Origin of the sequence: Roseomonas nitratireducens, from assembly GCF_017813355.1 — a bacterium.
Taxonomy (GTDB): domain Bacteria; phylum Pseudomonadota; class Alphaproteobacteria; order Acetobacterales; family Acetobacteraceae; genus Neoroseomonas; species Neoroseomonas nitratireducens.
In genome coordinates this window covers 14,345-33,236 of record NZ_JAGIYZ010000015.1, presented here as the reverse complement: position 1 = coordinate 33,236, position 18,892 = coordinate 14,345, and the positions used below count along the sequence as shown (strand labels likewise).

At 74.8% G+C, this 18,892-nt stretch carries 11 protein-coding genes; 3 read left to right on the top strand and 8 right to left on the bottom strand.

Translation table 11 applies throughout. From position 1 onward, the window contains the following. Positions 1–2: 2 nt before the first annotated feature. Complete coding sequence (locus tag J5Y09_RS15610; protein ID WP_209352743.1) at positions 3–719, bottom strand: 3'-5' exonuclease; 717 nt, start codon at positions 717–719, stop codon at positions 3–5. Between the two features lie 172 nt (positions 720–891). On the opposite strand from J5Y09_RS15610, the gene J5Y09_RS15605 reads away from it, so the two are divergent. After that, on the top strand, positions 892–2,778 hold the full coding sequence (locus J5Y09_RS15605; protein ID WP_209352742.1) for an AMP-binding protein: 1,887 nt from the start codon (positions 892–894) through the stop codon (positions 2,776–2,778). 44 nt (positions 2,779–2,822) lie between these two features. Here the strand turns inward: J5Y09_RS15605 and J5Y09_RS15600 are convergent, their stop codons facing one another. From J5Y09_RS15600 to J5Y09_RS15590, 3 genes are read right to left on the bottom strand one after another with little or no spacing between them, the layout of a single operon-like run. Further along, positions 2,823–5,315 carry a hypothetical protein gene (locus J5Y09_RS15600; RefSeq protein ID WP_209352741.1) on the bottom strand — a complete coding sequence of 831 codons (2,493 nt, stop codon included), beginning with the start codon at positions 5,313–5,315 and terminating at the stop codon, positions 2,823–2,825. Continuing rightward, on the bottom strand, positions 5,306–5,887 hold the full coding sequence (locus tag J5Y09_RS15595) for a hypothetical protein (RefSeq protein ID WP_209352740.1): 582 nt from the start codon (positions 5,885–5,887) through the stop codon (positions 5,306–5,308). The genes J5Y09_RS15600 and J5Y09_RS15595 overlap by 10 nt, the downstream gene beginning before the upstream one ends. Continuing rightward, positions 5,875–8,409: a glycosyltransferase gene (locus tag J5Y09_RS15590; RefSeq protein ID WP_209352739.1), complete on the bottom strand. Its 2,535-nt coding sequence runs from the start codon at positions 8,407–8,409 to the stop codon at positions 5,875–5,877. Before J5Y09_RS15590 ends, J5Y09_RS15595 begins: the two co-directional genes overlap by 13 nt. 143 nt (positions 8,410–8,552) lie before the next feature. On the opposite strand from J5Y09_RS15590, the gene J5Y09_RS15585 reads away from it, so the two are divergent. After that, positions 8,553–9,362: a hypothetical protein gene (locus tag J5Y09_RS15585; protein WP_209352738.1), complete on the top strand. Its 810-nt coding sequence runs from the start codon at positions 8,553–8,555 to the stop codon at positions 9,360–9,362. Here the strand turns inward: J5Y09_RS15585 and prfB are convergent. The 3 genes from prfB to J5Y09_RS15570 all read right to left on the bottom strand — a co-directional run bounded on the left by prfB (position 9,363) and on the right by J5Y09_RS15570 (position 14,286). Continuing rightward, positions 9,363–10,494, bottom strand: a protein-coding gene (gene prfB, locus J5Y09_RS15580) for a peptide chain release factor 2 (protein ID WP_209352737.1) whose coding sequence is annotated in 2 segments (ribosomal slippage) — positions 9,363–10,424 and positions 10,426–10,494 — 1,131 coding nt in all. Because the reading frame shifts where the segments join, the coding sequence is not laid out codon by codon here. Between the two features lie 9 nt (positions 10,495–10,503). Then, a complete protein-coding gene (locus J5Y09_RS15575; protein ID WP_342451490.1) occupies positions 10,504–13,089 on the bottom strand; it encodes a penicillin-binding protein 1A in 2,586 nt (861 codons plus the stop codon). Positions 13,090–13,170: 81 nt separating this feature from the next. Further along, complete coding sequence (locus tag J5Y09_RS15570) at positions 13,171–14,286, bottom strand: N-acetylmuramoyl-L-alanine amidase (protein WP_209352736.1); 1,116 nt, start codon at positions 14,284–14,286, stop codon at positions 13,171–13,173. Between the two features lie 651 nt (positions 14,287–14,937). Between J5Y09_RS15570 and J5Y09_RS15565 the strand changes: the two genes are divergently transcribed. Beyond that, on the top strand, positions 14,938–17,826 hold the full coding sequence (locus tag J5Y09_RS15565; RefSeq protein WP_209352735.1) for an Rne/Rng family ribonuclease: 2,889 nt from the start codon (positions 14,938–14,940) through the stop codon (positions 17,824–17,826). A gap of 347 nt (positions 17,827–18,173) precedes the next feature. Here J5Y09_RS15565 and J5Y09_RS15560 read toward each other — a convergent pair whose 3' ends face one another. Continuing rightward, positions 18,174–18,887 (bottom strand): hypothetical protein, encoded by a 714-nt coding sequence (locus tag J5Y09_RS15560; RefSeq protein WP_209352734.1) that lies wholly within the window; start codon positions 18,885–18,887, stop codon positions 18,174–18,176. Between the last annotated feature and the right edge of the window lie 5 nt (positions 18,888–18,892).

The window sequence follows — 18,892 nt, the reverse complement described above, 5'->3', positions numbered from 1 at the left end:
GCTCAGGGGCCGATGCCGTCCCCGGCCAAGGCCGACATCGAGATCTGCATCCGGCTGCGCTGCGCGAGGTCCTGCAGGTCGTCCACGCCGCGCGCCGCGGCGCGGGCCAGCAGATGCGCCCAGAGCGACGCCGTCGCCTCCGCATCGCCGAGCGCCTGGTGCCGCCCCGCGATCAGGATGCCCGCCCGGCCGCAGAGCCCGTCGAGCGAATGGTCCGGCTCATCCGGGTCGAGCCAGCGGGACAGCGCCACCGAGCAGAGGATCGGGTTCCGCACCGCCGGCGCGCCGCGATACTCCTCCATCAGCAGCAGCGTGCGGTCGAAGGCGGCGTTGTGCGCCACCAGCACGTCGTCGCCGATGAAGTCGAGGAAGCCGGCGATCGCCTCCGCCGCGCGGGGCTGGCCGCGCGCCATCGCCTCGGTGATGCCGTGGAAGCGGATGCTTTCGGCGGGGATGGCGCGGCAAGGATCGACGAGCGTGGAGAAGCGCGCGACCGGTGCTGCGTTGCGCAGCCGCACCGCGCCGATCGACAAGGTCGCATCACCGCCGGTCGGATCGAGCCCGGTCGATTCGAGGTCGAACACCACGTAGTGCTGCGCGGCGAGCGCACCGGCCGGAAGCGCGGCGTGGACCTGCGCGCGCGTGCGGAGGAAATCCTGCGCCGAGGGCTTCGCGCCGCTGGCGACCGTCGAGAAGGCACGCCGATGGAACCCGCTCATGCGCGTGATGGTTGCACGCGATTCATGCCATGCGCCAGCGGCGACATCGTGCTGCATTGCAGCAGATTGACGTGGCGCAACGACCGCGCGCCGGCGCGGCGTCTTGCATGCTGCGCGGCACGCGGTCCACGCTCCGCCGCAACGAATCATCGCCCTTGGGGAGAACGCGCCGATGACGCGCTACGACGAGACGCATTCGCGCTGGCGCCGCGATCCCGAAGCCTATTGGGCCGCGGCGGCGAAGGCGATCGACTGGGATGTCCCGCCCGCGCGCGTCTTCGATCCCGCGCTCGGCGTCTATGGCCGCTGGTTCCCCGGCGCGCGGCTGAACACCTGCCACAACGCGGTGGACCGGCACGTCGCCGCGGGGCGCGGCGAACAGGCCGCCATCATCTGGGACAGCCCGATGACCGGGCGGGTCGAGACCATCACCTACGCCGCGCTGCAGCAGCGCGTCGCGAAGGTGGCCGGCGCGCTCGCCGCGCGCGGCGTCGGGCGCGGCGACCGCGTCATCGTCTACATGCCGATGGTGCCGGAAGCGGCGATCGCCATGCTCGCCTGCGCGCGGCTGGGCGCGGTGCATTCGGTGGTGTTCGGCGGCTTCGCCGCGGCCGAACTCGCCGCGCGCATCGCCGATGCGAAGCCGAAGGCGATCGTCTCCGCCTCCTGCGGGCTCGAGCCCGGGCGCGTCGTGAAGTACAAGCCGCTGATCGACGCGGCGATCGCGCTGTCGCCGCACAAGCCCGGCGCGGTGCTGGTCCTCCAGCGCCCCGAGCATCCCTGCGAGCTGACGCCCGGCCGCGACGAGGACCTGCTCGCCGCCGAGGCCGCCGCCGCGCCGCACGCTTGCGTCAGCGTCGAGGCGACGGACCCGCTCTACATCCTCTACACCTCGGGCACCACGGGCGCGCCCAAGGGGATTCTCCGCGACAATGGCGGGCATGCCGTCGCCCTCGCGAATTCCATGTCGCTGGTCTACGGCGTCGGCGCGGGGGACGTGTTCTGGGCGGCGTCGGACGTCGGCTGGGTGGTGGGCCATTCCTACATCGTCTACGCGCCGCTGCTCGCGGGCTGCACGACGGTGCTGTTCGAGGGCAAGCCCGTCGGCACGCCCGATGCCGGCACCTTCTGGCGCGTCTGCGCGGACCACGGCGTGAAGGTGCTGTTCACCGCGCCGACCGCGATCCGCGCCATCAAGAAGGAGGATCCGGCCGGCGCCTTCCTCGCGCGCCACGACCTCTCGAAGCTCGAGGCGCTGTACCTCGCCGGCGAGCGCTGCGACCCCGACACAGTCACCTGGTCCGAGCGGCTGCTGGCCAAGCCGGTGGTGGACCATTGGTGGCAGACCGAGACCGGCTGGACCATCACCGGCAATTTCCGCGGCCTCGGCCTGTTCCCGACGAAGCCCGGCTCGGGCGGCAAGCCGGCGCCCGGCTACGACGTGGTGGTGCTGGACGAGGCGAACCAGGAAGTCCCGCGCGGGCAGATCGGCAGCCTCGCCGTGCGGCTGCCGCTGCCGCCCTCCTGCCTGCCCACGCTGTTCAACGCCGATGAACGCTTCCGCGACGCCTACCTCGCCGCGCATCCGGGCTTCTACAGCACGGCCGATGCCGGGATGATCGACGCGGATGGCTATGTCTGGGTGATGAGCCGCACCGACGACATCATCAACGTCGCCGGCCACCGCCTTTCCACCGGCGCGATGGAGGAAGTGCTGGCATCGCACCCCGACGTCGCCGAATGCGCCGTGGTCGGCGTGCGGGATACGCTGAAGGGCCAGGTGCCGCTCGGCCTCGTCGTGCTGAAGCACGGCGTGACGAAGGATGAGGCCACGATCGGCGGCGAGCTCGTCGCCATGGTGCGCGAGCGGATCGGCCCCGTCGCCGCCTTCAAGGATGCGCGCATCGTCGCGCGCCTGCCGAAGACACGCTCGGGCAAGATACTGCGCGCGACGCTGCGCAAGATCGCCGATGGCGACGAGTATGTCGTGCCGCCGACGATCGACGACCCCGTGATCCTCGAGGAAGTGGGCGAGGTGCTGAAGGGCGCGATGCGGTAGCGCGGCGTTCTGCCGCCGACCCGTTCCGCGCCAGCGCCGGGCGTTCAGTCGAGCGCGATCGCCTCGATCAGCAGGACCAGGTCGCGCCCGGTGCCGGGCTCGCGGATCGCGCCTTCGAAGTCGAGCGCGACGGTCGCCGTGCCGCCCGGGAGGTCGATCGGGATCGTCGCCTCCTGCCGGTCCTGCAGCCTGCCGCCGGGCAGGTCGAAGCGCTGCGCCGCCGCGCCGGGGGCCGTGACGGTGGCGCGCTGGCGCAGCAGCAGGCTGCGATAGGCGAGGCGGATCCGCGCCGGGCCCGGTGCCGCCCGCTGCACGACCAGGCGCGCGCGGCGCGAGACGACCCAGCGCACCCCCGCGGGCACGCCGAGTTCGGGGAAGGGGCCTTCCGCCTCCCCGAAACCTTCGGATCGGTGCCAGAGGAAGCCCTCGCCCGCGCTCTCCTCCGCGGCCTGCGGCGGGACCGGCTCCGGCGGCGCGGCTTCGACGGGGGATGGCTCGGCCTCGATGGCCGGGGCCTCCGCGTCGATGGGCTGCAGCGGCGTGCCGCCGAGCGGCGCCGCGCCGAGGGTGACGAGGCGCGGCGCAGGGCCGGCGTCCGCCTCGCCCGCCATCAGGTCCCAGGGCAGCCGGTCCGCGCCGGCCAGCAGCGCCGCCGGCAATTCGACGGTGGCGAGCCAGCCGCCCGCCGCCTCGGCCGAGAGGATGAGCGGCACCTCCCGCCCAGCGAGGAACAGCCGCACCGCGCGCATCGCCGGCACGGCGGATTCGGCGAAGCGGAAGGCGAGCACGCAGGGCGCGCCGGCCTCGGTCATGACCATCCCACTCGCCGCGAGCGGCCAGCCGCCTTCGGCCGCGGGCGCGCTCAGCACCGTCGCGCAGGGGCGTGGCGCGGGTTCCACGCGCGGCGCATCGCCCGCGGGGCCGATGCGGATCGCCGCCACCAGCACGCCGAGGTCGCGCGCGTCGTTCGGCGGGCGATGCGTGTGCGCCAGCCGGATCCGCAGCGCGACGCGCGGGCGCGCGCGCCCGGGTCCCGGCCCCGAGGCCAGCAGCCGCCCGCCGGTTCCCTCCCGCTGGAAGGCGAGCGTGACCGGCAGGCCGCCGGCCTGCGCCTCGGCGCGCTCGAGCTGCGCCGCGCCGAAATGCGTCAGCAGGGTGAGTTCGACCTGCCAGGGCGTGGCGAAGGGCCAGTCGAAGACGAGCACCGGCTCGCGGTCCGTCCAGCGCACCGGCTTGCCCTTCAGCAGTTCCGGCCGGTGCCAGCCTTCCTCCGGCTGCGCCAGGTCGATGGCGGCGGCGGCCGGCCGCGCGACGAGGCTCATCGTCGCCGCGTGGCGCACCCACAGCTCGCCGATCTGGTCGAGCAGCGCCGCCGCGCCATTGGCCGCGCGATAGCGCAGCGCCGCGCCGGCGGAGGCCTGCGCGAGCGCGTCGCGTTCCGCGATCGCGCCGCCGAGCGCTGCGGCGATCGCGGCGGGATCCTGCGCGGCGTAGGCGACATGCCCCGCGCCCCAGTGCCGCGCCTCGTTCTCGAGCCAGGTGCCCTCCGGCACCACCACCGGCAGGCCGAGGCAGACCGCTTCCCACAGCACGCCCGAGGATTTCCGCCGGTAGCGCTGCGGGTCGTAGGGCAGGAGCGCGATGCGCGCGCCGGCGAGCAGCGCCGTATAGGCCTCCGGCTGCAGCCGCCCCTCGGCCAGGGCGAGGTTCGGATGCAGCGCCGCCCGCGACCGCAGTTCGGTCGCCGCCGCCGCCGCCTCCCCCCAGGCCGCCGCGCTGTTCACATGCGCGGCGAAGGTCCAGCCGGGACGGGCGGGGGCGAGCAGGTCGACCAGCGGCGGCAGCAGCGCGATGCCCTTGTCCGCGCGCGCATCGCCGGCGAACAGGAGCACGCGGTCGCCCGACGTCGCCACGGCCTCCGGTGGATCGGGCAGGATCGGCAGGGGATGCGCCGGCACCGGCCGGCCGAACAGCGTACTGAACTCCACGGCGTGCTGCCGCCCGCTGGCGAAGAGGTGCACCGGCGGCCCCGGCGCCTCGGCGACGCGCCCGGCCAGCCGGTAGGCGAGGGCCGCGATCGGGTCCTCCACCTGCAGGACCCCCGCCGCGTCGAGCGCGACGCCGGAGGGGAACATCAGGTGCACGACGAACAAGGGCGCCGAGGCCGGCTCGAACCCCTTCATCCAACCGAGCAGGCCGGCGAGATGCGTCTCGGTCACCGTCGGTGCGAGTACCGCGTCGCGCGGCCCGAACAGGTCCGCCGGCAGCAGCGCGAGTTCCGCGCCGAGCAGGTCGTTGAAGTGGCGGATGTCGTCGAACCGGCCCGTCACCGGGTCGTCGTGCCGGACGGCGTAGGTCGTCGCGGTGAAATGCGGCAGGACGCGCACGCCCTCGATCGCGCTGACGCCGAAGCGCCGGTTGGCGACGATCGTCACGGTCTGCCCGCGCGCCATCGCTTCCCGCGCGATGGCGAGGTCATAGGCCAGGTGGTGGCCCGATTCCCCCTCCAGGTTCGGGTCGAGGATGATCAGGGCCATGCGCTGCGCGCCTCCTCCTCCATCAACGCGGCGGGGAGCGCCCCGAGCGCCGGGCCGCGCCACAGCGGGTGCCGCGCGGCGTGCCGCAGCAGCGCGCGCGCGGCGGCGATCGTCTCCGGCGCCTCGCGCGCGGCGATCAGCATGTCGGCGAGGATCGCCAGCGCCGCGTCCGGCTCCGCCCTGCCCAGCGCCTCGGCGAGGCTTTCGGCGTGCGGGGCGGAGCCTTGCGCCGACCGCGCCGTGGTGGTCGCGAGGGCGCGCGGCAGGGCCGCGGCGAAGGTCGCGGCGATGCCGGACGGATGGAAGGCGACGCGGCAGCGCGCGGGCGGTGCGGGCGCGTGAAGGGTGATCGCGTCCCCGCCATCCGCCGCGCACCACGCGAAGGCCGCCGCGCCGAGCGGCAGGAAGGCGACCGGCGCGCCCGCGCCCGCCACGAGCGATGCCGCGCCCGGTTCCGCCCAGCCTTCGGCCAGCACGGCGCAGCGCGCGGCGCGGGGCACGGGCAGGCTGGCGCGCACGCCGTCGTCGGTGCCCAGCCAGTCGGCGGCGGACAGGCGGATCACGCCGCGCATGCGTGGCCTTCCGTCAGCCGCGCATAGAGTGCCGCGTGGCGCGCGGCGACGTGCCGCCAGTCCAGCGCCTCGGCGCGCGCGCGCGCGGCCCGGGCCAGCGCCGCCGCGGAAGCGGGTTGCTCGACGAGGTCGAGCACGGCTTCCGCGATCGCCGTCGCGTCGCCCGGCGGCACGAGCCGCGCCGCGCCCTGCGTCATCTCCGCCACGCCGCCGACATCGGTCGCGATCACCGGCCGACCGCAGGCCATCGCCTCCAGGATCGCGTTGTTCGCCGTGGCGTCGTGCAGCGGCAGCAGCACCGCGTCGGCGTCGCGATAGGCCTGGCGCAGCGCCGCGTCGCTCAGGCCGCCGTCCACCACCGTGCCCTCCGGCTTCGATGCCGGCGGCTCGGGCGTGACGAGGCGCAGCGTCGTCGGGACGCCAACCTGCCGCAGCATGGCGAGGGCGGCGAAGCCCGTCGCGTGGTCGCGCAGCCAATGACCGACGCTGAGCAGGCGGACGCCGTCCCGCGACACGTCGGCGCGCGGGCCCGGCGTGAAGAAATCCGTGTCGATGCCATGCGGGATGACGTGCAGCCGATCCGCCGCGACGTGCCCGGCGAGGGCCGGGCGCTGCGCCTCGCACAGCATCACCGCGGCATCGAGCCGCGCGAGCCATCGCGGCGCGACCATCGCGCCCAGCAGCGCGGCGGGCTGGTGGAAGGTCGCGACCAGGCGCGGCCGCCGCCCGCCCGTGCAGAGCGCCGCCGGCAGCCGCGCGAGCAGCGCGAGCGCGAGTTCGCCGTCGATGGCGTGGATCAGGTCGGGGGCCGCATCCGCGCAGGCGGCGAGGAGCTCCGCCTCGGCGAGCCAGGCATTGCCCTGCTGGCCGAAGGGCCCGGCGCGCAGTAGGCGCCCCCAGGCCAGGAAGTCGCCGTCGCGCCCCGCGGCGAGGTCGGCGCCGAGCGGCGTCACCATGCTCGTCGCCCGCTGCCCGGCGGGCAGGTGGCGCAGGAACTGCGCCGGGCCCGACCGCGCGCCGTGATGCGCGTGGCGCGCCTGCAGCGCGAGGATGCGCGGCGCGTCGTCCCGCATCGGCGATGGCGCGAGCTGCGCCGCGCCTGCCCCGGCTTCGGACCGCAGCAGCAGGTTCGTCGGGAAGCCCAGGAAGGGCGCCGCGGGCATCGCTGTGGCCGGCACCGGCACGGCGGCCAGCGCCGCCACGGCGCGCGCATGGGACGCGCCGTCGGGTGGCGCGGCGCGGCCGCGCGGCGCGATCCCGGCATAGAGTTCGGCGAGGCGTGCGCCGACGACGCCGGGCGCGTTCTCGGCTTCGACCTGAAGCCGGCAGGCCTCGCGCATCGCCCGGTCGCCGCGATGGTCGGTGGCGAAGCGCAGCAGCGCGGCGGCGAGCGCCTCCTCCTCCGTCGCCGCGGCCAGCACGCCGCTGCGTCCGTCGCGCACCAGGTCGGGCAGCCCGCCCGCCGGCGTCGCGACGCAGGGCGTGCCGCAGGCCAGCGCCTCCAGCGCCAGGTTCGGGTAGTTGTCCTCGAGCGAGGGGATGCAGGCGAGGTCCGCGGCGCCGAGCATGTCGGCGATCGCGGCATCCTCGCGCATCTCGCCCAGGTCGAATGTCTCGATCCCCGTGGGCGCGCCGGGCGCCGAGCGGCCGAAGACCGCCAGCGCCACGCGCGCGCCAGCGGGCAGGAGTGCGGCCAGGCTGCCATCCGCCGCGATGCGCGCCAGCGCGGCGGCGAGCAGCGCCCCGCCCTTGCGCCTTTCGCGGTTGTCGTAGGCGCCGGCGATGATCAGCAGGTCGTCCGGGCCGAAGCCCAGCGCGGCGCGCAGGCCGTCGCGGTCCGGCGGCGGGGCGAAGATGTCGGTCTCGATCGCGTTCGGGACGATCTCGATCCGGCAGCCGCCGAGGATGGCGCTGTCCGCCGCCTGCGCCGCCATCCATGCGGAAGGTGCGACGACGAGCGGCACGCCTTCCCAGCCCGCGCGCTTCTCGGCGAAGGCGTTCGGCACCAGCGACCAGCCGTCGGCCAGCTGGGGGCAGGCCATGCAGGCGGTGCGGAACTGCTCGCAGCCATCGGCGTAGTGGCAGCCGCCGGTCATCGGCCAGAGGTCGTGCAGCGTCCAGACGATGGCGCGGCCGGCATCGTGCCAGCGCCGCAGCAGCGCCGGCGCGGCGAGCCAGGACGTCCAGTGCAGGTGCAGGATGTCCGCCGCGGCGATCATCGGGTGGCGGTCGAGCGCGAGGCCCGGATGCGGGATGGAGAACAGCGTGCTGGCGTCGCCGCGCCGCGCCTGCGGCAGGATCTCCCACTGCACGCGCTGGCGGAGCGTGGCCGCGAGCGCCGCCTCGCCCTGATCGGCGGGGGCTGCCGCGCGGAGAAGGATGTCGCCCGGCCCGGCCGTGCCCTCGGCGAAGGCGAAGGCGGAGAGCATGCCGGCCGACCGCGTGGCGAGATGCGCCCGCCGCGCCGCGCGGCCCGCCCCGCCGCCCGCGCCATGGGCGAGATGCATCACCGTCAGCGCCACGCGCGGCCCCCGCACTGCATGCGAATACGTTCCGGTTGCGGTATACTGCGATATCGCAATGGTCAAGCCGGGCGGCCGCTTGACTTGGGGGCGCGCGGGCCTCTTGTTATGAAATCGAAACGTCTATCGGATCGCCACCGCGCATGTCGGACACCACGCCGCCCTTCCTCGTCACCATCGCGACGCAGCGCAGCGGCACGAAGTTCCTCGGCACGGCGTTCAGCGCCGGCGCGCTGGTGCGTTCGCGCGGGGAAGCGTTCCAGCCCGGAGGCCCGGCGCGCTTCGGCGCCTTCTTCGCCGAATTCGCCGCGCAGCGCGGCAGCTTCGGCTTCGAGAGCGGGGAGGTGGTCGCGATGCTCGACGCCTTCGTCGCGCGGCTGTCGGCCGAGGTCGCCCCGGCGCTGCTGCACATCGACCTGATGTACAACAACCTCGGCGCCTTCTCCCCCGTCTGGTCGCTGCCAGGGGCGGCGCCGCGCACGAACCTGCTCCTCACCTGGCTGCGGCATCGCGGCGCGGGCGTGATCCACCTGGTGCGGCCGGACCTCGCCGAATGCCTGGCGAGCCACGTGATCGCCGAGAGCCGCGGCGTCTACCACACCGGCAACGCGGAGGAAGCCGCGCGCGACATCTCGGTGACGATCGGCGCCGAGCAGGCGACGGCCTACATGCTGCCGATCCTGCGCGCGCGCCGCTTCGTGCGGGAGGCTCTCGCCGGCTACCCCCGCATGGTCGAGTTGACCTACCCGTCCTTCATCGACGGCCAGACCGTCGCGGCGGAGACGGCGACACGGCTCGCGCGGCTGGTCGGCCTGCCGCCGGGCTCGGCGGCGAACCTGTTCGGCGCCTCGCCGCTCCGGCAGACGGCGCCGGACAAGCGCGGGATCGTCACCAACTTCGACGACATCGCGCGGCTGGCGCGGCTGCTGGAACAGGACGTCGCCGCCGCCTGATCAGCGGGCGGCGGCGCTCGCCTCGGACCGCGTGCCGCCCACGCGCTGCGCCAGCGCGGCGGCCATGAAGTCGTCGAGCTCGCCGTCCAGCACCGCGTCCGGATTGCCCTTCTCGACGCTCGTGCGCAGGTCCTTGACCATCTGGTACGGCTGCAGGACATAGGAGCGGATCTGGTGGCCCCAGCCGATATCGGTCTTGCCGGCCTCGACCGCGTCGCTGATCGCTTCGCGCTTGCGCAGTTCCAGCTCGTACAGCCGGGCCTTCAGCATCTCCATCGCGATGGCGCGGTTGCGATGCTGGCTGCGGTCCTGGGTCGAGGCGACGACGATGCCGGTCGGCATATGCGTGAAGCGCACGCCCGATTCCGTCTTGTTGACGTGCTGCCCGCCGGCGCCGGAGGCGCGGAAGGTGTCGGTCTTCAGGTCGGCCGGGTTGATGTCGATCTCGATCCGGTCGTCGATCACCGGATAGACGTAGACCGAGGCGAAGGAGGTCTGCCGCCGCGCCGCCGCGTCGAAGGGGCTGATGCGCACGAGGCGGTGCACGCCGCCCTCGGTCTTCAGCCAGCCATAGGCGTTGGGGCCCGAGACCTGGACGGTGGCGGACTTCACGCCGGCCTGCTCGCCGTCGCTGCGTTCGGTCACCGTCACCTTGTAGCCGCGCTTTTCCGCCCAACGGACATACATGCGCAGCAGCATCTCGGCCCAGTCCTGGGCCTCGGTGCCGCCGGCGCCGGCATTGACCTCGACATAGGCGTCGTTGGAATCGGCCTCGCCGGACAGCAGGCTCTCGATCTCGCGCCGCTTGGCTTCCTCGGCCAGGCGCTCGAGATCGGCGACGGCGGCCTCGATGGTCGCCTCGTCGCCCTCGGCCTCGGCCAGTTCGATCAGGCCGAGCGCGTCCTCGACCTCGCGCTCAAGCCGGCGCACGCCCTCGACCTGGTCGGCGAGGCGCCCGCGTTCGCGCATCACGCGCCCGGCTTCGGCGGCATCGTTCCAGAGCGTCGGGTCTTCGGCCCTGGCGTTCAGTTCCTCGAGACGGCGGACAGCGGCATCCCAGTCAAAGATGCCTCCTCAGCAGGGACACCGAAGCGGTGATCTGCTCGTTCAGGGATGTGGCTTCAGCGCGCATGGCGCGGCCTCAATAGAGCCCACCCAGGTTGCTGTCGAGGCCGACGGCCGATCCGCCGCCTTCCGATGCGTCGCGCATCCGCCGCGCGCTGTTCTCGGTGCCCGGGCGGAAGGCTTCCAGGATCGAGCCGCCGCCGACGTTCACGCGCACCAGCGCGACGCCGGGCGGGGCGCGGAAGGGCACGGGTGGGCTGTCGCGCAGCGCGGCCGCCACCACGTCGCGGAAGATCGGCGCGGCGTTGCCGCCGCCGGTCTCGCCCTGGCCGAGGCTGCGCGGGTCGTCATGGCCGATCCACACCGCGACCACGATGTCGGGGGTGAAGCCGACGAACCAGTTGTCCTTGTAGTCGTCCGTCGTGCCGGTCTTGCCGGCGACGGGGCGGCCGAGCCGGTTGCCGATGGCGTTGGCGCCGGTGCCGCGCTGCACCACGCCCTGCAGCAGGCTCACCATCTGATAGGCGGCGATCGGGTCGGTGACCTGCCGGCGCTGCGGGTCCACGAGGTCGGGCACCTGTTCCGGCCCGCCGCCGCAGGCCGCGCAGGTGCGGCGGTCGGCGCGCCACACGACGCGGCCGCGCCGGTCCTGGACGGAATCGATCAGCGTCGGCGTCACTTCCTGCCCGCCATTGACGAAGGCGGCGTAGCCGGCGGCCATGCGCATCACCGTCGTCTCGCCGGCACCAAGGGACAGGGCAAGGAAGCGCGGCATGTTGGGGATGACGCCGAAGCGCGCGGCCGCATCCGCGACCGCGTCCATGCCCACCTGCTGGGCGAGCCGCACGGTCACCAGGTTGAGGCTGCGCTCCATCGCGGTGCGCATCGTCACCCAGCCATTCGCGGTGCCGGCCGTGTAGTTCTGCGGCCGCCAGACCCGCCCGCCCGACATCACCTCGATCGGCTCGTCGAGCAGTTCCGTGTTCGGCGGCATGCCCTGCTCGAGAGCCGTGATGTAGACGAAGGGCTTGAAGGAGGAGCCGGGCTGGCGCATCGCCTGCGTCGCCCGGTTGAACCAGGACCGCTCGAAGGACCAGCCGCCGGCCATCGCCAGCACGCGCCCGGTCTGCGGGTCCAGCGCCACGACGGCGCCTTCCACCTGCGGCATCTGGCGCAGTTCCAGCCGCTCCGGCCGCGCCGGGCGGCCCTGGGCGGGCGCCTGGGTGGGCATCGGTTCGGCGAAGACCACGTCGCCGACATTGAGCACCTGGTTCATCCGGCTGGGCGCCGCGCCGACGCGGCCGTCCCGCGCCGGGCGCGCCCAGGACAGGTCGGCGAGATACATCAGCCCCGTGCGCGGCTGCAGCGCGGCGCGCGGCTCGGGCCGCTCGAGCCAGCCGAGGCGCGCTTCCGTCGCGCGCACTTCCAGCACCACGGCCAGGCGCCATTCCGGCAGGCCGCCCGGCGGGCGCTGCGTGGCTTCCAGCGCGGCCATCCATTCGGTCTGGCCGGCGGCGATGCTCGCGAAGGCGCCGCGCCAGCCGCCGCGGCGGCGGTCATAGGCAAGCAGCCCGTCGCGCAGCGCGCGTTCCGTCGCCGCCTGCAACTCCGGGTCGAGGCTGGTGCGCACGACGAGCCCGCCCATCGTCGTCTGCTCGGCGCCGAAGCGGCTGATCAGCTCGCGGCGGACTTCCTCGGTGAAGTGCTGGCCGACGGGCACGACCTCGGGCCGGCGCGTGGGGCGCGGGACGATCGGCTCGGCCTTGGCGTAGCGCGCTTCCTCCCGCGTGATGTGGCCGTCCTCGGCCATGCGGTCGAGCACCCAGTCGCGCCGGGCGCGCGCCTGTTCGGGGAAGCGCAGCGGGTTGTAGTTGTTGGGCGCCTTGGGCAGGGCGGCGAGGAAGGCGGCCTCGGCCAGGGTCAGCTCGTCCAGGCCCTTGTTGAAATAGGCCTGCGCGGCGGCGGCGACGCCATAGGCCGACTGGCCGAGGAAGATCTCGTTCAGGTAGAGCTCGAGGATGCGGTCCTTCGACAGCGCCTGTTCGAGGCGCACGGCGAGGATCGCCTCCCGCACCTTGCGCATCATGGAGCGTTCCGCGCCCACCAGCATGTTCTTGGCGACCTGCTGGGTGATGGTGGAGGCGCCGCCCATGCGCCGCCCGCTGCCCCATTGCTCGGCCGCGGTCAGCAGGGCGCGGCCGATGCCCAGCGGATCGACGCCGTGATGCTCCCAGAAGCGCTGGTCCTCGGCCGAGACGAAGGCCTGCTGGACCCGCGCGGGAATCGCCTCGATCGGCACGAAGACGCGGCGCTCGGTCGCCAGTTCCGCCTGCAGGCGCGAATCGGCGGCGTAGATGCGCGACATCTGCGGCGGGTCGTAGCTGGCCAGCCAGCGATGGTCGGGCAGGTCCTCGGCGATCTGGCGATACATGCCGTAGCCGGCGACGCCCGCCACGATGCCGCCGACGACGAGCAGCATGAAGAACAGGCGGAACAGGCCGAGGCCCCGGCGGCGGCGGCGCGCGGGCTTTTCGCGCCGCGGGCGCTCGGGCGGCGGGGTGTCGCCGCCCCCGGGGGGCGGGGCTTCAGGCGGCTGCCCGCCCGCGCGCCGGCGGCGAGCGGGATCGAGCGGGGCGTCGGCGCGGAGCGGCGTGGCTGTCACGGGGCAGGGATTACACCAAGGGCGTGGATTTTGCGACGCATCAACTTCCCTTCCCGCGGCATGGACCGGCCGCGCGCCGCGTCAGCCCGGCGCCGCGAGCCAGCCGCCGATGGCGCGCGACAGCGCCCCGGCGAGCCGCGCGCGATGCTCGGGCCGGCGCAGCGCCGCCTCGTCCCGCGGGTCCGACAGGAAGCCGAGCTCGACCAGGGCGGAGGGGATCTCCGGCGCCTTGAGCACCACGAAGCTCGCTTCCCGGTGGGTGTTGGGCAGTAGCGGCACGTCCTCCCCCAACTCCCGCACGGCGAGCCGGGCGAGGCGTGCCGAGCCCGCCCGCGTCTCCTGCCGCATCAGGCTGATCAGGATGCGCTGCACCTCGGGGCTGACCGAGGGCAGGCGCAACCCGCCGGCGAGGTCGGCGCGGTTCTCCCGCCGCGCCAGCGCGTCGGACATGGCGTCGGAGGCGGTCTCAGACAGCGTGTAGACCGAGGCGCCGCGCGCCCCGGGGGCGGAATCGGCATGCAGGGAGACGAACAGGTCGGCGTCCCGCCGGCGGGCGATCTCGACGCGCTCGGCCAGCGGGACGAAGACGTCGCGCGTCCGGGTCAGCAGCACGCGGCAGGTGCGCGCGGCCTCGAGCCGCTGCTTCAGCTCGAGCGCCGTCGACAGGACGATGCGCTTCTCCTCGGTGCCCTCGGTGCCGATCGCGCCGGGGTCCCGCCCGCCATGGCCCGGGTCGAGCACCACGAGCGGCAGGGCGCGGGCCGGGCGGACCTGCCCCGCCACCACGTCCCGCCCGGCGCGCACGGCGGCGGCGAAGCGGGCCGGCGGGACGGGCGCGATGTCGAGAACCAGGTGGCCGTCCCGCGCCGGGCCGGGGGCGGCGAGGGCGGGGCCGGCCAGCTCGATGACCAGCAGGTCGTCGGCGGCGACGAAGCGCGCCGCGCGCACCGGGCCTGCGCCGCGCAGCGCGGCGGGGCCGCGCCACGTCGCGCCGGGCAGGTGCAGGACCAGCCGCTCGGGCTCGGCGGCGGCGGTGACGCGCCAGCGCTGCTCGCCCTCGATGGCGAGCGACAGGCGCGCGGCGGGCCCGGCGCGGCCGATCGCCGCACCGCCCACGGTCGCGGCGCGCGCGGCCGCGGGCGCCAGGACGCCCCCGAGCGCGAGGCCGAGCAGATGGCGCCGGCGAAGGCGCGGCATCGCAGCATCCCCTGTCACGCCCGATCCCCCACCGGGCGGGTGCATGATGCCAAATATTCCAGCATCTTGCCACATGCGCCTTGCGACGCGACGTGAAGGGCGGGCGGGAAAGAGAACGGGATCGTTACATGGCTTGTGGCGCCCCCGCCCGCCGACTATGGTGACCTGCCCCGGCGGCAACCGCTGCGGGCGGAGTCCCGGGCAGGATCGCCCGGCACGCGACCCCCGGGCCTGAGGCGGGGCGCGAGGCCGGTTCGAACCGACGGGCGCCCGGCCTGGAACCGGGGCGGCGATCATGCCCCCCGCCCGTTCCGTGGCTCAGCCGGGTGCCCTCCTGCCGGATCCGCCAGCGCGGGGACGATGCGCGCATGGATCCGACCGCCCCTTCGCCGGCGCCGGACCCGCCGCAGGATCAAGCCGGCCCGCCCGTGCCTGGGACCACCGCGATCCGCGGCCGTGTCCAGGGTTCCCGGGGCAGAGTCCAGGCACGCCCTCCCCAGGGTCCGTACCGCGCCGCGCGCGGCGCCGGACCCGCCGGACGAGGACGAGTCCGGCGCGTGCCAGAGGACGCCGCGCCGCCCACCCGTCCCCGCCCGGGCCCCGCCCTTCGTGGCGCCGTCGGCCCCGCCGCGGCGCGGAGCAACGCCTTCGATGACCAAGCGCATGCTGATCGACGCATCCCACCCCGAGGAAACGCGGGTGGTGGTGCTGGACGGCAACCGGGTCGAGGAATTCGACCTCGAGACCGCGACCCGCCGCCCTCTCAAGGGCAACATCTACCTCGCCAAGGTGGTGCGGGTGGAACCCAGCCTCCAGGCGGCCTTCGTGGAGTATGGCGGCAACCGCCACGGCTTCCTGGCCTTCGGCGAGATCCACCCGGACTACTACCAGATCCCCGTCGCCGACCGGCAGCGCCTGATCGAGATGCAGGCCGAGGAAGCGCGCGAGGAGGAGGAGGCGGACATGCCTCCGGAATCCGCGATGGACCGCGCCGACTGGAACGGCGAGGGCGCCGAGGGCTGGACCCCGGGCGAGGAAGCCAACGGCGAGGAAGGCACGGCCGCCGCCGCGCCGGAGGCGACCGACGCCGCCCCCGCCGCCGAGGCCGCGGAACCGAGCGAGCCCGCCGCCGCGCAGCCGCTCGACATGGCCGAGGAACGCATCACCGGCACGCCCGATGCCGGGCTCGACCCCGAGGCCCCGGCCGCCGAGGGCGAGGAGGCCGGCCATGGCCGCGTCGAGAGCCTGCCCGCCGAGGAGGAGGTGCCGCCGCCCGAGACGATCGGCGGCGAGGACCTTCCCGCCGAGAGCGAGGAGGAGCGCCGCGAGCGCCGCATCCCGCCGAAGTTCCTCCGCCACTACAAGATCCAGGAGGTGATCCGGCGCCGCCAGATCATGCTCGTGCAGGTCGTGAAGGAGGAACGCGGCAACAAGGGCGCGGCGCTGACGACCTACATCTCCCTCGCCGGCCGCTTCTCGGTCCTGATGCCGAACAGCCCGCGCGGCGGCGGCGTCTCCCGCAAGATCACCTCGGCCGCCGACCGCAAGCGGCTGCGCGAGGTGGTGGAGGAGATGAGCCTGCCCGACGGCATGTCGCTGATCGTGCGCACCGCCGGCGCGCAGCGCCCCAAGCCCGAGATCCGGCGCGACTGCGAATACCTGCTGCGGCTGTGGGACAGCATCCGCGAGCGCACGCTCGCCTCGACCGCTCCGGCGCTGATCTACGAGGAAGCCGACCTCATCAAGCGCTCGATCCGCGACGTCTACGGTCGCGACATCGACGAGGTGGTCGTCGAGGGCGACGACGCCTACGCCCAGGCGCGCGAGTTCATGCGCATGCTGATGCCGGCCAATTCCGGCCGCATCCGCATGCATCGCGACGCGGTGCCGCTGTTCGCCCGGCACAGCGTCGACGCGCAGCTGGACGCGATGCACTCGCCCGTCGTGCAGCTGAAGTCCGGCGGCTACGTCGTCATCAACCAGACCGAGGCGCTGGTCGCCATCGACGTGAACTCGGGCCGCGCGACGCGCGACCGGCACATCGAGGACACCGCGCTGCGCACCAACCTCGAAGCCGCGGACGAGATCGCGCGCCAGCTGCGCCTGCGCGACCTCGCCGGCCTGATCGTCATCGACTTCATCGACATGGAGTCGTCCAAGCACGACGGCATGGTCGAGCGCCGCCTGAAGGAGGCGCTGAAGCACGACCGCGCCCGCATCCAGGTCGGCCGCATCAGCCATTTCGGCCTGCTGGAGATGAGCCGCCAGCGGCTGCGCCCGTCCATCGCCGAGCAGACCTTCGTGGCCTGCCCGCATTGCCAGGGGCGCGGCATCGTCCGCAGCGTGGAATCGAGCGCGCTGCAGGTGCTGCGCGCGGTCGAGGAGGAAGGTGCCAAGCGCCGCGCCGCCGAGATCATGGTGCGCGTCGCCGCGCCCGTCGCGCTGTGGCTGCTGAACCGCAAGCGCGACCGGCTGGCCGAGATCGAGGCGCGCTTCGGCATGGTCGTGCTGTTCGAGCCCGATGACAGCCTGATCCCGCCCGCCGTGAAGATCGAGCGGCTGCGCGCGGCGGAACCTGGCGCGGTGCCCGCCGCGCCGTCCGCCCTGCGCATGGACTACGCCCCCGAGCCGGTCGAGGCGGAGGAGCCCGCCGAGGTCGAGGCCGAGGCGGAGGAAGGCGCCGACACGCCCCGCCAGGCCGAGGGCGGCGAGACCGCCGAGGAGGCCGAGCGCCGCCGTCGCCGTCGCCGCCGTCGCCGTGGCGGCCGCCGCGAGGATGGCCGCGAGGGCGCGCAGGGCGCCGCCGAAGGCGAGGAGGGCGCGGCTGAGGGCGCCGCCGAGGCCGATGGCGAGCGCGAGGCGTCGCCCGAGGCGCAGCCTGGCGCCGAGGACGGCGTCGAGGGCGAGGCCGCCCCCGATGCCGCCGAGGCCGCGCGCCTGGCCGAGGAGGGCGAGGCCCGCCGTCGCCGTCGTGGCCGCCGTGGCGGCCGTCGCCGGCGCGAGGACGGCGCCGCGCCCGAGGCCGGTGCCGCCGAGGAGGAACGCCCGGAGGCGGAAGCCGCCGCCCCGGTCGCCGCCCCCGCGCCGCGCGCCCCGCGCTACACCGGGCCGACGCCGGCCGACCCCTTCGCCGGCCAGATCGACGACATCTTCGAGGCGCTGGAAGCGGCCGAGGCCGCGGCCGAGCGCGCCGCGACCCGTCCGGCCCGCCCCGCCCCGATGCCGCCCGCGCCGGATGTCGCGCAGGATGCGGCGCCTGTCGCCGCACCGGCGGCCGAACCGGTCGTCGAGACCGTCGCCGCGGCGCCTGCCGAACCCCACGCCGCCCCTGCCGAGCCGCCCGCGGCGCCGGTGGTCGAGCCGGTGGCGGTGGTCGCGCCGCCCGAGCCGGAGCCCGCACCCGTCGTGGTCGCGCCCGCGCCAGCGCCGGAACCCGAGGCACCCGCCGGCCCGGTGGTCGGCGCGCCTGTGCAACCGGTGGTGCTGGGCGACGAGCCCGCGGCCGAGCGGCCCCGCCGACAGGGCTGGTGGCGCCGCTGAGTCCATCCGCGCATGGGGTCACCCTGTGCGCGGTGGGTTCATCCCATGGCATCGCGCGCGGCCGCCCCGCCGGCGCCGCGCGCGGTGGTCATCGCATCAGGGTCGAACATTCGTGCGAGGGGCATGAGTCGTCGCCGGTCCTGCCACGTCCGACGGCCGGGCCGTGGATAAGCGGCTACAGCACTATCCGATCACACTGAATCAGTACGATCGGATTTCGTGCTGTAGAGTCAATGGTTTCCAGAGCAAGAAATCCGATCAGTCGTTTCCGGCTGGTCGGATATTGCTCTAGGCGCGGCGCGAAGATCCGCGCGCGGCACTGACGCGGCTTCGTCGTCCTGCGGCCGTCAGCGTTCCGCGCCGCCGTCGAATTCCGCCCGTGCGCTGCCCAGGCCCGCGAGGCGCGCCGTCCAGGTCTCGCCGGCCGCCGGCACGATCGCCGGCGTCAGGCCGGCCACCACCAGCAATCCGCCGGCGGGCAGGCCGCCCAGGTCCCGCGCCCGCGCCGCCGCGGCGGCGAAGCGCGCCTTGAGGTCGACCGGCAGGTCGCGCGGACGCGCCTTGCCCCTGGTCAGCGCGGCCGCGACGCCGGCGCCGTCCCAGGTCGCGCGCCGTCCCGCGACGACCAGGCCGAGGCCGGCGAGGTCGGCCGCCGCCACCGCGTCGTCCGGCGCGCCGTCGCGGAAGCGGCTCGCGGCGATGTCGAGCGCGGGCAGGACGGCGGCGAAGCGCGGCGCGCCCTTGCCGAGCGGGGCGGCGAGCACGCCGATCGCCGCGGCGCTGACGCGCGGATGGCGCAGCGCGCCGAGCGCCACGCGGGCGCCCGAGGACAGCAGCCGCGCATCGATCATCGGCCCGGCGAGCATCGCGCCGTCCGGCCCGGGCGCGAGGCGCAGGCCGCTCGGCGGCAGGGCGAGCTCGTCGAGCACATCCTCGGCGACCGCCTCCCCCGCCGGGACATCCGCCGGGCGGAGCCCGGCGACGAGCGGCGCGATCGGGTTACCTGTCTCCAGCGCCTCGACGATCGCGGCGGCGAGGACGCGGCGCGCCGCGTCGTCCATCTCCC

Bases quoted from the DNA above. Each gene is read 5' to 3' on its own strand.
- J5Y09_RS15610 (WP_209352743.1), bottom strand. From the start codon at position 719: ATGAGCGGGTTCCATCGGCGTGCCTTCTCGACGGTCGCCAGCGGCGCG.
- J5Y09_RS15605 (WP_209352742.1), top strand. From the start codon at position 892: ATGACGCGCTACGACGAGACGCATTCGCGCTGGCGCCGCGATCCCGAA.
- J5Y09_RS15600 (WP_209352741.1), bottom strand. From the start codon at position 5,315: ATGGCCCTGATCATCCTCGACCCGAACCTGGAGGGGGAATCGGGCCAC.
- J5Y09_RS15595 (WP_209352740.1), bottom strand. From the start codon at position 5,887: ATGCGCGGCGTGATCCGCCTGTCCGCCGCCGACTGGCTGGGCACCGAC.
- J5Y09_RS15585 (WP_209352738.1), top strand. From the start codon at position 8,553: ATGTCGGACACCACGCCGCCCTTCCTCGTCACCATCGCGACGCAGCGC.
- J5Y09_RS15570 (WP_209352736.1), bottom strand. From the start codon at position 14,286: ATGCCGCGCCTTCGCCGGCGCCATCTGCTCGGCCTCGCGCTCGGGGGC.
- J5Y09_RS15565 (WP_209352735.1), top strand. From the start codon at position 14,938: ATGACCAAGCGCATGCTGATCGACGCATCCCACCCCGAGGAAACGCGG.
- J5Y09_RS15560 (WP_209352734.1), bottom strand. From the start codon at position 18,887: ATGGACGACGCGGCGCGCCGCGTCCTCGCCGCCGCGATCGTCGAGGCG.